This window comes from Pseudalkalibacillus sp. JSM 102089 (assembly GCF_041366475.1).
GTDB lineage: Bacteria > Bacillota > Bacilli > Bacillales > Guptibacillaceae > Guptibacillus > Guptibacillus hwajinpoensis_B.
This window is the reverse complement of record NZ_JBEWYW010000013.1, coordinates 55105-68625: the sequence shown is the minus strand read 5'-3', so window position 1 is coordinate 68625 and position 13521 is coordinate 55105. Positions and strand designations below refer to the sequence as shown.

Annotated in this window: 14 protein-coding genes; 13 read left to right on the top strand and 1 reads right to left on the bottom strand. The window is 39.9% G+C overall.

Annotation, left to right across the window (positions count from 1 at the left end):
• Window positions 1–148 precede the first annotated feature (148 nt).
• Window positions 149–1018 carry a YitT family protein gene (locus tag ABVF21_RS19880; protein ID WP_226613727.1) on the bottom strand — a complete coding sequence of 290 codons (870 nt, stop codon included), beginning with the start codon at window positions 1016–1018 and terminating at the stop codon, window positions 149–151.
• A gap of 244 nt (window positions 1019–1262) precedes the next feature.
• Here ABVF21_RS19880 and ABVF21_RS19875 point away from each other — a divergent pair, with 244 nt between their 5' ends.
• The 13 genes from ABVF21_RS19875 to ABVF21_RS19815 all read left to right on the top strand — a co-directional run bounded on the left by ABVF21_RS19875 (window position 1263) and on the right by ABVF21_RS19815 (window position 13515).
• Window positions 1263–1601, top strand: a complete 339-nt coding sequence (locus tag ABVF21_RS19875; protein WP_194221903.1) for a nucleotide pyrophosphohydrolase — start codon at window positions 1263–1265, stop codon at window positions 1599–1601.
• Between the two features lie 2 nt (window positions 1602–1603).
• On the top strand, window positions 1604–2404 hold the full coding sequence (gene dapB, locus ABVF21_RS19870) for a 4-hydroxy-tetrahydrodipicolinate reductase (RefSeq protein ID WP_303531005.1): 801 nt from the start codon (window positions 1604–1606) through the stop codon (window positions 2402–2404).
• A gap of 11 nt (window positions 2405–2415) precedes the next feature.
• Entirely contained in the window at window positions 2416–2826 is a 411-nt protein-coding gene (gene mgsA / locus ABVF21_RS19865; RefSeq protein WP_303531008.1) for a methylglyoxal synthase, read from the top strand.
• Entirely contained in the window at window positions 2807–3520 is a 714-nt protein-coding gene (gene bshB1, locus ABVF21_RS19860) for a bacillithiol biosynthesis deacetylase BshB1 (RefSeq protein ID WP_371018840.1), read from the top strand. Before mgsA ends, bshB1 begins: the two co-directional genes overlap by 20 nt.
• Entirely contained in the window at window positions 3517–4653 is a 1137-nt protein-coding gene (gene bshA / locus ABVF21_RS19855; RefSeq protein WP_371018839.1) for an N-acetyl-alpha-D-glucosaminyl L-malate synthase BshA, read from the top strand. Before bshB1 ends, bshA begins: the two co-directional genes overlap by 4 nt.
• Window positions 4650–5837, top strand: coding sequence for a CCA tRNA nucleotidyltransferase (locus ABVF21_RS19850; RefSeq protein WP_371018838.1), 1188 nt, complete (start codon window positions 4650–4652; stop codon window positions 5835–5837). Before bshA ends, ABVF21_RS19850 begins: the two co-directional genes overlap by 4 nt.
• Window positions 5822–6799 (top strand): biotin--[acetyl-CoA-carboxylase] ligase, encoded by a 978-nt coding sequence (locus tag ABVF21_RS19845; protein WP_283154068.1) that lies wholly within the window; start codon window positions 5822–5824, stop codon window positions 6797–6799. Before ABVF21_RS19850 ends, ABVF21_RS19845 begins: the two co-directional genes overlap by 16 nt.
• 261 nt (window positions 6800–7060) lie before the next feature.
• Window positions 7061–7900, top strand: coding sequence for a 3-methyl-2-oxobutanoate hydroxymethyltransferase (panB, locus tag ABVF21_RS19840; protein WP_303531013.1), 840 nt, complete (start codon window positions 7061–7063; stop codon window positions 7898–7900).
• Complete coding sequence (gene panC, locus ABVF21_RS19835) at window positions 7897–8760, top strand: pantoate--beta-alanine ligase (protein WP_371018837.1); 864 nt, start codon at window positions 7897–7899, stop codon at window positions 8758–8760. The genes panB and panC overlap by 4 nt, the downstream gene beginning before the upstream one ends.
• A gap of 3 nt (window positions 8761–8763) precedes the next feature.
• Entirely contained in the window at window positions 8764–9147 is a 384-nt protein-coding gene (panD, locus tag ABVF21_RS19830; RefSeq protein WP_303531015.1) for an aspartate 1-decarboxylase, read from the top strand.
• Between the two features lie 210 nt (window positions 9148–9357).
• Window positions 9358–12153: an ATP-dependent DNA helicase DinG gene (dinG, locus tag ABVF21_RS19825; RefSeq protein WP_303531016.1), complete on the top strand. Its 2796-nt coding sequence runs from the start codon at window positions 9358–9360 to the stop codon at window positions 12151–12153.
• Window positions 12154–12195: 42 nt separating this feature from the next.
• The gene (locus ABVF21_RS19820; RefSeq protein WP_303531018.1) at window positions 12196–13020 is read left to right on the top strand and encodes a ComEC/Rec2 family competence protein; all 825 of its coding nucleotides are present in this window, start codon (window positions 12196–12198) and stop codon (window positions 13018–13020) included.
• Between the two features lie 324 nt (window positions 13021–13344).
• Window positions 13345–13515: a YpmA family protein gene (locus ABVF21_RS19815; protein WP_098443938.1), complete on the top strand. Its 171-nt coding sequence runs from the start codon at window positions 13345–13347 to the stop codon at window positions 13513–13515.
• Window positions 13516–13521 lie beyond the last annotated feature (6 nt).

The following is a 13521-nucleotide window of genomic DNA, read 5'->3' as shown; positions in this document are numbered from 1 at the left end:
TATCTACAGCTTTTTTCTTGAATTGAATATCATATGTTTTATTAATTTTACCCATAGAAAAATCCCCTCCATAATAGACAGCTTAGTGCGCTTTCTTTTTTCTGTCTACTATGAGGGGATCATATCACCCTTAAGGGGGCGAGATTTTTTATTGGTCGATAGGATTTTTGTTTTCATCTAGGGTGAACCCTTCACCTAAAACATCTTGAACGTCGTTAACGGCTACAAAAGCATGTGGATCAACCTGTCGAATGATGTTTTTTAAACGTACAATTTCATTTCGAGCAACAACGCAATAAAGAACTTCTTTTTGAAGACCGGAAAAGCTGCCTTTTCCATTCAATACGGTCGCTCCCCGATCCATCTGCTTCATAATATTGTCAGCAATTTCTTTATTATTCTCAGATATGATCATGGTCGCTTTCGCAGAATATGCCCCTTGTTGGATAAAATCAATGACTCTAGCAGCTACAAATACCGCTAATAATGTATACATCGCTTCTTTATAGTTTAAATAAACAAGTGATAAAGCTATAACGCAAAAGTCGAAAATAAACATTGTTCTACCCATGCTCCAGCCAATGTATTTAGAACCGAGCTGCGCGATAATGTCCACCCCACCGGTTGTTCCTCCATAACGAAAGATAATGCCAAGACCAACCCCTACAAACACTCCTGCAAACAATGCTGCAAGAGTTAAATCGTCTTGAAGTGGGATGGATAGAGCGGAATATCGCTGAAAAATCCACAGAAACACAGATAAGGAAACGGTTCCAATAATCGTATAAATAAATGCCTTTCGTCCAAGCAACTTCCATCCAATTAGAAATAATGGAATGTTAAGAACTAGATTACTAATCGCGGGATCAATTTGAAATAGAAAGTATAGCAAAAGGGTAATGCCAGTAAAGCCACCTTCCGCTAAATTATTTTCCATATTGAAATGCACAAGGCCAAATGCAAAGATTGCAGACCCAAGTAAGATGAAGAATACATTTTTTCCACGTATGCCTTCCATAATAACCACTCCTATCCCTCCAGTAGAGCCAACAGAATTCATTATAATCAAATACTGAGCAGACAGCAATTTGAATCTGTTATACTCACGTTAGGTTTGATAAGAATAGGTTGTTGGATTTTACGAATTTGGTGTTAAAGATCTGACGAGGTGAAGATTTGATAAAGAAAAAAACTTGTGAAACATTTGTCAAACGCCTATCTTTTAGCTAACATAAGAAATGATGTGAAAGGTGGTTTGACAGATGGCTAATAGATCGATTAGTGAGATGCAAAAAGAGGTAGATCAATACATAAGTCAGTTTAAAGAGGGGTATTTTACTCCCCTTGCGATGCTAGCAAGAATGACCGAAGAACTTGGTGAGCTTGCACGTGAAATTAATCATTACCATGGTGAAAAACCGAAAAAAAATACAGAGGAAGAGCGTACCATTGAAAATGAAATGGGAGATCTCCTCTTTGTACTAACCTGCTTTGCAAATTCGTTAGATATAGATCTTGATGAAGCATTTGGAAAAGTGATGACTAAATTTAACACGAGAGACAAAGATCGATGGACGAGAATAGAAGAGGAGAGTGAATAGGCATGCAAGAAGTGAAAATCGTAATCGCAGGACCAAGAGGAAACATGGGGAGCGAAGCAGTGAAGTTGGTAGATCGTACAGGTCATTTTACTCTTGCTGCAGTTATTGACAGCAAACAAACAGGACAAACGGTAGCGGATATTGAAGGACTTCCGTCGCTAGATGCTCCTGTGTATACGGATCTTGACAAGTGCTTGTCAGAAGTAGAATGTGATGTATTAATTGATCTAACAACGCCTGAATATGGGAAAAAACATATGGAGATTGCCTTTAATCATGGCGTACGTCCTGTCATTGGAACAACAGGTTTTTCTAATGATGATGTTGAAGAATTATCCAAAGTAGCTGAACAAAAAGAATTAGGAGCCATTATTGCCCCAAACTTCGCTATCGGCGCAGTTCTAATGATGAAATTTGCTTCTATGGCAGCTAAATATTTTGATGACGTTGAGATTATCGAGCAACACCATGATCGTAAGCTTGATGCTCCATCTGGAACTGCTGTCAAAACAGCGAAAATGATATCAGAAGTAAGAAATGCAAAGAAACAGGGACATGAAGATGAGCGTGAGGATTTAGAAGGTGCACGTGGTGCGGATTATGAAGGAATGAGAATTCATAGCGTACGCTTACCAGGACTTGTTGCTCATCAGGAAGTTTTATTTGGTGGAGAAGGACAAACGTTGAAAATACGTCATGACTCAATGAATCGAGCTTCCTTTATGCCAGGTGTGCAATTAGCTGTTGAAACGGTTTTGAAAATTGATCAGCTTGTCTATGGGCTTGAAAATATTATGGAGTAGGGGATGACCTTATGAAAATCGCTTTAATCGCGCACGATAAGAAAAAGGATGATCTTGTTCGTTTTACTCTTGCGTATAAAATGATTCTAGATCCACACGAACTTTTTGCAACTGGTACAACTGGTAAACGAATTATTGATGAAACGGGATTAGACGTGCACCGGTACCAATCAGGACCTCTTGGTGGAGATCAACAGATTGGCGCTATGATTGCAAAAAACGATATGGATGCAGTGATTTTCTTTCGAGATCCCCTCACAGCACAGCCTCATGAGCCTGATATAACTGCTCTTATTAGGCTTTGTGATGTATACGATATCCCGCTAGCAACAAATATGGGCAGTGCAGAGATTCTTGTACATGCCCTTGCTAGGGGAGAATTGGATTGGAGAGAAATTGTACATGGAAGAAATAACACTTGATATACTTGCGTTCGGAGCTCATGCTGATGACGTTGAGATCGGAATGGCTGGAACATTAAAGAAACTTGCTGACGAAGGTAAACAGACGGGTATTTGTGATTTAACAGAGGCTGAGCTATCGTCCAACGGGACCGTGTTTATACGACACCATGAAGCAAGGAATGCCGCAGAAATTTTATCTGTTAAAACGAGGATAAATATGAAGTTTCCTGACCGTGGTTTGACGATCTCTGATGATAAAATTTCTTCCCTTGTTAAAGTAATACGCCGCACAAAACCTAAGGCTATTTTTGTTCCATATCCAGAAGACCGCCATCCTGATCATGGGCATGCTGCTCACTTAGTTGAAGAAGCGGTTTTTTCAGCCGGAATCCGAAAATACAATCCTGAATTAGGATCTGCTCATAAAGTAAGTCAGGTCTATTATTATTTTATTAATGGATTTCACCGCCCTCAGTTTACAATTAATATTTCAAATCAAATAGAAGCGAAGAAACAGTCTCTAGAAGCCTATGAAAGTCAATTCGTTCTAAGTAACGGAAGCGTCTCAACTCCACTAACGAATGGCTACGTTGAGAAAGTAATCAATCGTGAATACTTATATGGCAAAGAATCTGGAGTAGATTATGCGGAAGGGTTTATCGCAAAGAATCTGTTATGTTTGGAAGAATTTCCGTTAGGAGAAAGCATATGACACTTAAAATTGGTATTACCTGTTATCCAACTGTCGGGGGTTCTGGAGTGATCGCAACTGAGCTTGGTAAAATGCTTGCTGAAAAAGGGCATGAAGTCCATTTTATTACGAGTAGCGTTCCTTTCCGTTTGGATACGTTCCACCCGAATATTTATTTTCATGAAGTTGAAGTAAATCAATACGCGGTTTTCCGTTATCCTCCGTATGATTTAACCCTTGCAAGTAAAATGGCAGAGGTCATTCAAAGAGAAAACCTTGATTTGCTTCACGTACATTATGCTGTTCCGCATGCGGTCTGTGCTTTTCTTGCTAAAGAAATGGTGGGAGGAGACATAAAAATTGTGACAACGCTCCATGGTACGGATATTACCGTGCTTGGCTATGATCCTTCCTTAACACAATTGATTCGATTTGGGATTGAAAAATCTGATCGAGTTACAGCTGTGTCAGATGATCTCGTTGAACAAACGCATCGGCTCCTTGAAACAGATAAAGAGATCGATACAGTGTATAACTTTGTTGATGAAAGGATTTATTATCCAAAAGCGCCTGCCGATTTAAGGAGAACATATGGTATTTCGGAAGAGGAGAAAGTGATTGTTCATATTTCAAACTTTAGAGCAGTGAAACGGGTACCGGATGTCATTAAGGTGTTCCATCGTATTCAAAATGACATGCCAGCAAAGCTGCTACTCATAGGAGACGGTCCTGAAATTCAAGTTGCCTGTAAACTCGTTAATGAACTTGGTTTGAAGGATAAAGTGAAATTTCTTGGTAAACAAGAAAATGTGGCCGAAATTCTCTCCATTTGTGATTTGAAATTATTGCTTTCTTCGAAAGAAAGCTTTGGGCTTGTTGCACTTGAAGCGATGGCTTGTGGAGTTCCAGCCATTGGTACGAACATTGGGGGAATCCCAGAAGTGATCGAACATGATGTGAACGGTTTTATTGCAGAAGTCGGTGATATAGATACGATTTCTGTTTACGCAAAGCAGTTGCTATCTGACGACGCTCTGCATGAGAGAATGAGTACGGCAGCTGTAAAAGCTGTTGAAACGAGATTTGCTTCACAACGGATTCTAGAACAATATGAAGCCCTTTATTATAAAACACTTCAAGAGGCATTGACTTGATTGACCTAAAAGGGAAGGCTTACAACACATGTATGGAAGTGCTTCACATCCTAACTGAAGATGGATTTGAAGCCTACATTGTTGGAGGAGCTGTGAGAGACGCTTTACTAGGTATACCTGTTGCTGATTTTGATATTGCTTCATCTGCTAAACCAGAAGAAGTAATGAGGCTATTCGATAAAGTTGTACCTACCGGGATTGATCATGGCACCGTGACGGTCGTCTATAAGGAGTTTTCTTTTGAAGTGACAACGTTCCGCTCTGAAAAAGGTTACCGGGATTTTAGACATCCATCAGCTGTATCATTTCTTGGAACGATTGAAGATGACCTTGGGCGCCGAGATTTTACTATCAATAGCATGGCTCTTTCAATAAAGGGGGATGTGATTGATTTATACGATGGTTTAGATGATTTGAAGCGTCGTCTTTTACGCACTGTAGGAGATCCCGCTGAGCGTTTTCAAGAGGATGCTCTACGTATGGTAAGAGCGCTTCGGTTTCAAAGTGTCCTGGACTTTTCGTTGGATAAAGAAACGGAAGAAGCGTTAATACTGAACGCGCCTCTCCTTAAGCGTGTGGCGATTGAAAGAATTCAAATTGAGATAAGCAAATTGTTGTACGGAAAGGCTGTTCATTCAGCCATCAATCAGCTTGTTCAAGCACGTTTGCATCAAATTTTACCAGGACTCCAAAACTTAGAGAAATGGCTTGAAGAGACAAGGTACTTGCACTATCTGGCTACGGAAGAAGAGAGATGGGCTTTTCTTGCGCGGACTACAGATGATCCCGTTCGATTTCTTAAAGAATGGCGCTTACCAAATCGGATCGTTAAAAAGGTCGAATTTCTATTAAGGAATGTCGATCTTGTTAAAAGAGAGGGCTGGAGCAGGTGGCGCATATACGAAGCTATACCCGAAGTAAGGTCAAGCGAACGGCTTATATCCGTTTTTGAAAAGCGCGCTCCAAATCTTTTGAAAGTGGATCGAATCGCTTCAGAACTAGTGATAACATCAGCCGAAATGCTCGTTGTGACTGGAGAAGAATTGATTAAATGGAAGGGTACAAAGCCCGGGCCATGGGTTGGAGAAGCTCTTAAACAAATTGAGCATGCTGTTATAACAGAAGGGATAAAGAATGAGAAATCCAGCATTAAAAGGTGGCTTGAACAGTGGCAGACTCAATAAGGCAGCGCCTGCTGCAAATGCTTGAAGAACATGCAGAATCATATGTTTCTGGTCAAATGATCAGCGAGACGCTTAATGTATCTAGAACAGCCATTTGGAAACATGTATCTGAACTTCGTAAAAACGGATATGAGGTTGAGGCTGTTCAGAAAAAAGGTTATCGAATTGTTTCTAGACCAGATATGTTAAGTAAAGAAGAAATCAGCTTAAAATTAACAACAGATTTTCTTGGTAAAACCATTTACACATATCCTACTGTAGAATCGACCCAGTTTATTGCGCATGACTATGCGCATAAAGGGACAGCAGACGGTACGATCATTGTTGCTGATGAGCAAACAGCGGGAAAAGGAAGGCTTGGACGTTCGTGGCATTCTCCACCTGGGAGTGGTATTTGGACAAGCATTATACTTCGTCCAAAATTACCGCCTCAAAGGGCCCCTCAATTCACTCTTATCGCAGCTGTTAGTGTTGTCCATGCCATCCGTAAACAAACAGGGCTTGAAGCAGAAATTAAATGGCCAAACGATATTCTTATAGATGGAAAAAAAGTAGTTGGAATCCTAACTGAACTACAAGCAGAAGCTGATCAAATTAAATCAATTATTATTGGAATGGGTATTAACGTCAATGCCACTAAAGAAGATTTTCCAGAAGATTTAACGACAGCTACCTCCCTTAGGATTGAATTAGGAAAAGAAATAAAGCGCTCAGTGTTATTAGCAGCTATCTTAAACGAACTTGAAACGCTATATGAAGAGTACTTAAATAACGGTTTTAGAATGATCAAGCTACTTTGGGAAAGTTATGCCGTCAGTCTTGGTCGAAGAATTAAGGCGAGAACTCTGAATGGTGTGATTGAAGGCCTAGCGAAAGGAATAACAGAAGAAGGGGTACTCCTTTTGGAAGATGAAAGTGGTAAGATGCATTACATTTATTCAGCAGATATCGAAATTTGTTAACTATAGCTGATGATTTCTGCTATACTAACAGATGTAAGGGTGGTATCCGGATGGAGCCGCACCAATCGTAACTTCAAAAAAAAAATCTGCCTTGATCCATATGGACTGGGACAGAGGGATGAGACCGATACAGTAACCTCCTGAAGATGGAGCGTTGCAGCTAGTCTATGTTGTCATAGACTGATGGGATACCCCTGTCTGCTGCAATTCCATTTCAGGAGTTTTTTGTGCGGTATTCCTCTGAATAAAGGAGGAAAAGATATGAAAACAACGAGTGATTTTAGAAAAATGAAAGCAAATCACGAACCAATTGCTATGCTTACGGCATATGATTATCCCTCAGCTAAGTTAGTAGAAGACGCTCATATTGATATGTTATTAGTCGGTGATTCACTTGGAATGGTGGCGCTCGGTTATGACTCAACTATTCCGGTGACGATGGATGATATGGTCCTCCATACAAAAGCAGTTAAGCGAGGCGCCCCAAATACTTTTATCGTTACAGATTTACCGTTTCTCACTTATCATAGCAGCGTTTCTGAAACGCTTTCTCATGCTGGTCGATTACTTCAAGAAGCGGGAGCACACGCTGTTAAACTTGAAGGTGGTGGAGAAGTTATCCATCATATTCAAAAGTTAACTTCAGCTGGAGTGCCAGTGATGGGTCATTTAGGATTAACTCCGCAATCAGTAGGTGTTCTTGGGGGATATAAAGTACAGGCAAAAGAGTCAGAAAGTGCCGGATTATTAGTAAAAGAAGCGAAAGCTGTTGAAGAAGCTGGAGCATTTGCCCTAGTACTTGAATGTGTGCCGCAACAGCTGACTGAAATTGTATCTAGCGAGCTTTCTATACCAGTAATAGGGATTGGAGCAGGAGTCAAAGCTGATGGCCAGGTACTCGTTTATCATGATTTGATCGGATATGGTTCTGGTCATGTACCTAAGTTCGTCAAGCAATATGTTAACGTGTCTAACTTAATTCATAAAGCTGTTGAACAATACGTTTCTGATGTAAAAGGAAGTCATTTTCCCGAACAAAAACATTCATTTAATATGAAAGAGGAGCAGCTTTCAGGAATGTATGGAGGAACAAGGCTATGAAAATTATAAAGACTATTAACGACATGCAATCATTCTCAAAACAATCGATGAGATCAGGTCAGAAGATTGGTTTTGTACCAACCATGGGTTATCTTCATGAAGGGCATATAAGCCTTGTGGGAGAAGCTGTGAAGCAAAATGATTGCGTTATCATGAGTGTGTTTGTGAATCCACTTCAATTCGGTCCGAATGAAGACTTTGATCGCTATCCTCGAGACCTAAAGAGAGATGAAGAACTAGCTAGTCAGGCAGGAGTAGATGTTTTATTCTACCCTGATGTAACGGAAATGTATCCGAAGGAGCGTACGACAAAGCTAACCGTACAAGAACGTGTTAATACATTATGTGGTGAATCTAGACCTGGCCATTTTGATGGCGTAGCTACAGTCGTTTTGAAATTATTGCAAATTACACTACCTGATCGAGCTTATTTTGGTATGAAGGATGCTCAACAAGTAGCTGTGATAAAAGGGCTTGTCGATGACTTTAATGTACCTGTTGAGATTGTCCCTTGTCCTATCATTAGAGAGAAGGATGGGCTTGCCAAAAGTTCAAGGAATGTGTATTTAACACCGACTGAGCGGAAAGAAGCCATTCAACTTTCACGGAGTTTAAGGGCTGCTTCAAAAGCACTTAGTGATGGCGAAATAAATCCGGAACGAATTAAAGACATCGTTTCAACTTACTTAAGCGAAACTTCTGGAAGTATTGATTATGTAGAAGTGTTAGCTTACCCTGCATTAGAGAAGGTACATGTGATAACAGAAGACGTTATCATAGCGGTTGCCGTTCAATTCTCTGCTGCAAGGCTAATTGATAATATTGTAGCGCTAAAAAGCGAAATAGCGATAGGAGTGTAGAGCATGTTTCTAACAATGATGAAGGGGAAAATTCATCGAGCACGTGTGACAGAAGCAAATTTGAACTATGTAGGAAGCATCACAATAGATGAAGATATTATCGAAGCGGTTGGTATGCTACCGAATGAGAAAGTTCAAATCGTTAATAATAATAATGGTGCAAGGTTGGAAACGTATATTATTCCTGGGGCAAGAGGGTCAGGTGTAGTTTGTTTGAATGGTGCTGCTGCTCGTCTTGTTCAGGAGGGCGATGTCGTCATCATTGTCGCTTATGGCATGATGAGTGAAGAAGAAGCCAGAAACTTTACGCCTCGTGTTGCGATTATGGACGATCACAATACGATCATCGATATGATTGGGGTAGAGCCTGAGGCGACTATATTATAAATACTTACGCTCTGGACTTTGGTCCAGGGCTTTTTTTGAAGGGCCAACCTAGTTTTATTCCTTTCAAATCCTATCCTCACAATCGAATCTATCGCATTTTTCGTGGATTCTTATCTCAGGTTATAAGAAATTATTTTCCGTTCCATAGAAAAAATGATAAAGTTAGTAAGGTGACCGCTTGAACGGTTTAAGCAACTGAGGTGAAAACGTATGAATCGATATACAATTATAGATTTTGAAACAACCGGAAATTCCCCCAAAAACGGGGATCGCATTATTCAAATTGGACTTGCTGTTGTAGAGGATGACACGATCGTTGACCGATATGCTTCGTTTGTTAATCCTGAAAAACCACTACCGTTATTTATTCAGCAGCTGACAGGGATTACGGATGATGATCTTATAGATGCGCCACTATTTGAAGAAGTCGCACCTGAACTTCTTAAACGTCTTGACGGTGCTTATTTTGTTGCGCACAATGTTCGATTTGACCTTAATTTCATGAATGCACAACTTGATTCAAGTGGATATGAGGCTTTTACTGGACCAACGCTCGATACAGTAGAACTTGCACGAATCCTCTTGCCTACAGCAGAGGCCTATAAATTATCTTCACTAGCAGAGTTTTTAGAAATCCAGCATGATAATCCGCATCAAGCAGACAGTGATGCGGAGGTAACAGCGGAACTTTTGCTTTATCTATTTGATAAGATGGATGATTTACCGATCGTAACGTTAACGCAGCTCGAGGAGCTTTCAACTCGGCTTTATAGTGATATAGAAGTAGTCCTTCATGAGCTTATTCAAGATAAGCAGAGACGGATTGAGCCTGAAGGCAATTTTGAAGTGTTTCGGGATATAGCGATTAAATTACAAGAACAAGTAGACGAAGTTGAGTCACTTCAGAAGCGTATCGCGTTCCATGATGCCCAAAATGAATTTGAGGAAAAAATGTCTAAGATTATCCCCGGTTTTGAAGTGCGAGAAGGTCAAAGTGACATGATGAAGCAGGTTTCAGAAGCTTTTGAAACAAATCAGCACATTTTGATTGAAGCTGGGACGGGTATAGGAAAATCTTTAGGGTATTTATTACCTGGGGTTGTTCATGCCAAAAATACAGGTAAGCCTGTTGTTGTTAGTACGCATACAATCCAACTACAAGAACAGCTATTACAAAGAGACCTACCGTTTCTTCGTGATATTTTGCCGTTCCCTTTTAGAGCCACGATTATTAAAGGCAGAAGTCATTATTTGGATTTAACGCGATTTGAACAGCAGCTTCATCATGTAGAAGAAGATAATTATGATACGATTTTAACGAAAGCTCAAATTCTCGTATGGTTGCTAGAAACAGACTATGGGGATGTGGAGGAATTAAATCTCTCTAGTGGAGGCAAGCTTTTTTGGCAACAGGTGAAAAGCGATGCCGCTGTATCTGCAAACCACCGTTCTCCGTGGTTCTCCCGTGATTTTTACCATCGAAGAAAGCGCTTTGCGATGAATGCTGATTTAATCATCACCAATCACGCTTTACTATTTAGTGATTTAATTAACGACCATCAATTATTACCCGCTTATCAGCAGGCAGTAATTGATGAGGCCCATCATCTAGAAGATATTGCTACAGAATTCTTCGGTATTAAAACGGATTACTTTTCTATTCTACAAGGGTTTGTTCGGATGGGATTAAAAGATGGTGATGGCATTTACGGAAAGGTAATTAGTATCCTCAAAAACCTTGAAATTGAAATAGATGAAACCAAAAGGGAAATTGATGCTTATGTGAAGACGATTCTTGGTGATGTAGATGAGCTTTTTCGCATGCTTCATCGTTACGTTCAGAAAAACACTCGTCGTTCGAATGAAATTGGCCGATTAAGCTATCGTATTTCTGATGAGAACGGTCCTACATGGGAAGCTATTCAAGAAGCAGCGCATCGATTAGTGTTCTACTTGAAAGATTTGGATAAAGGTTTAAAGAAGGTAGAAAAAGAACTTGATTTAAAAGAAGATGAACTCACAAGAGAGCAATTGAACACTTCAGCTGATTTTAAAGGAATTCATGCTTCTGTTTTGGAGGAACTTTCAAAAGTAGATTACCTCTTACTAAACGAAAGCGAAAATGATGTGAAGTGGGTGGAGATTGATCCGAAGGGCTCATTAAATTCAGCCTTTTTGTTTAGTAGACCTGTTGAGGTAGGTTCATTACTATCAAGCGACTATTTTGGAAAGAAAAAAAGTATTTTGCTTACCTCGGCAACGCTAACTGTCAGAAATTCGTTTGATTTTATCATTAACAGACTTGGATTAGAGGAGTTTGGGCCACTTATTCACCAATATCATTCTCCATTTGATTATAGTGAACAGGCAAGGCTAATGATTCCGACTGATTTACCAATGATTAAAGATGTATCGGACAATCAGTTTGTAGACCATATTACAGAAGCGATTCTTCGAATTGCCCGCGTGACTCGAGGAAGAATGCTCGTTCTCTTTACATCTTATGATATGCTCAAAAAAGCTCATCACCGTATGAAGGAGCTCATTGTTCATGACGAGTTAACTTTGATCAGTCAGGGCGTAGATAGTGGAAGTAGAGTAAGACTTACGAAGAATTTCAAGGAAAGTGAAGAAGCGATTCTGTTTGGTACAAGCAGCTTCTGGGAGGGCGTAGATATACCAGGCGAAGACTTAAGCTGCCTTATCATTGTTCGTCTTCCATTTTCACCACCAGATAATCCCGTTTTTCAGGCTAGATCAGAGCAATTGAAGCAGTCAGGTGGAAATCCATTTATGGAACTTTCCCTACCAGAAGCCATCATTCGATTCAAACAAGGTTTTGGTCGGCTTGTACGGTCACAGCGAGATCGAGGAGCTGTGTTTGTATTTGACCGCAGAATCATTTCTACAAGATACGGTCGTTCATTTGTAAAGTCACTCCCTGACGTTCCTCTTATGAAAGGGACAACGGAAGAATTAGTAAATGAATTAGATCTCTGGTTATAAAGCTCCACTTCATCACAAACTAATTCTACAGGAGGGTTTGTGATGAAGAAAATACTTTTACTTAGTGCGAGCTTCCTTTTTTTTAGTTTGGCTTGTCCGGGTGCTGACGCAGCTATCCAATCTGTTGACTTACACCTTAAGCACCACGAAGTAGCCGTAACTTTTCTTGATCTATCAATTGGAGAAGCGGTTTTGATACAAGGGTCAGATGGAGAGGCAATTCTGATTAATACAGGAAGTAGCCTTTCCGAAAAAGAGCTAATGAATCGATTACAGATGTACCAGGTGAAGGAGCTGAGAAAAGTTTGGCTTACGAATGCTGAGGAAGCTTATACAGGAAACTTCACTGCATTGCTCAAATATTTTGATATAGACGAAGTATTTTTATCTGATCAAGCAGAACAGGCATTCCTTACAAAGATACCAACTCATCTTCAAAAGACTAACTTAAAGATAAATCAAAAGCTTACACTGATGGATGGCGTTGATGTTGAAATTATAAACATATCTAAGGCGGGTTCTGTAACATTTGTGCTATCCTTAGGAAGTCAGGATTTACTACTGATGGGAGAAACGACTCTCGAACTAGAGGAAGAGATCGCGTCTTCCGGGAGAGCAGTAGAGGTATTGAAAGTTGCGAATTTCGGATCAGGTAATGGAACTTCAACTGAATTATTGAACGCCATCGATCCACAAATGGCCGTGATTTTTCGTCACAATAACATTGATGTAAGTGAATCAGTGCTAGAACGGTTAAGTGAAAGCTGGACTGATGTCTATTACCCATACCGAATCGGAAGCGTAACCCTAAGGATGCAACATGATCGTTATGACGTTATCACACTTCCTACTAAGGAAGTTAGATGAAAATTCGTCATAGTATTTGTTGCAAAATCCCGTAAGTTATTTAAAAATAGGAATAGAAAAGAAGCCGTCCTATTTTCTTATAGAAAAAGTGTCTCATATCTCCATAAGGGATTAATGAATGGCATGAAATCGTTCCACTAAAATAGCCTGCGCAAGGCGCAGGCACTGTTGGAAGTGGAGCAGATATAGTGCACCGTCTTTGACGGTACTTATAGTTTGTCACACCTTTTTGCAACTATAAGTAGTAAATTTATCCCTGAGTGAGAAAACGTCTCTATAAAAGGATTGGCAGCTTAAAACACATACTATAGGGAGATGACAGCAATGGAAAGCAACATTGAAGTATTGTCGACTGTGAAGGTTAGTAAATCCCTCGATATTTACAAAATTGTTGATTCGTTAAATCGCACCTTAAAAGAAAAAGATTTAATGTTTGGACTTGCACTTGATGAAGAAGACCAGGACCAGATGATTTTTACAATCTATCGTACATAATAGGGT

Bases quoted from the DNA above. Each gene is read 5' to 3' on its own strand.
- ABVF21_RS19880 (WP_226613727.1), bottom strand. From the start codon at position 1,018: ATGGAAGGCATACGTGGAAAAAATGTATTCTTCATCTTACTTGGGTCT.
- ABVF21_RS19875 (WP_194221903.1), top strand. From the start codon at position 1,263: ATGGCTAATAGATCGATTAGTGAGATGCAAAAAGAGGTAGATCAATAC.
- dapB (WP_303531005.1), top strand. From the start codon at position 1,604: ATGCAAGAAGTGAAAATCGTAATCGCAGGACCAAGAGGAAACATGGGG.
- mgsA (WP_303531008.1), top strand. From the start codon at position 2,416: ATGAAAATCGCTTTAATCGCGCACGATAAGAAAAAGGATGATCTTGTT.
- bshB1 (WP_371018840.1), top strand. From the start codon at position 2,807: ATGGAAGAAATAACACTTGATATACTTGCGTTCGGAGCTCATGCTGAT.
- bshA (WP_371018839.1), top strand. From the start codon at position 3,517: ATGACACTTAAAATTGGTATTACCTGTTATCCAACTGTCGGGGGTTCT.
- panB (WP_303531013.1), top strand. From the start codon at position 7,061: ATGAAAACAACGAGTGATTTTAGAAAAATGAAAGCAAATCACGAACCA.
- panC (WP_371018837.1), top strand. From the start codon at position 7,897: ATGAAAATTATAAAGACTATTAACGACATGCAATCATTCTCAAAACAA.
- panD (WP_303531015.1), top strand. From the start codon at position 8,764: ATGTTTCTAACAATGATGAAGGGGAAAATTCATCGAGCACGTGTGACA.
- dinG (WP_303531016.1), top strand. From the start codon at position 9,358: ATGAATCGATATACAATTATAGATTTTGAAACAACCGGAAATTCCCCC.
- ABVF21_RS19820 (WP_303531018.1), top strand. From the start codon at position 12,196: ATGAAGAAAATACTTTTACTTAGTGCGAGCTTCCTTTTTTTTAGTTTG.
- ABVF21_RS19815 (WP_098443938.1), top strand. From the start codon at position 13,345: ATGGAAAGCAACATTGAAGTATTGTCGACTGTGAAGGTTAGTAAATCC.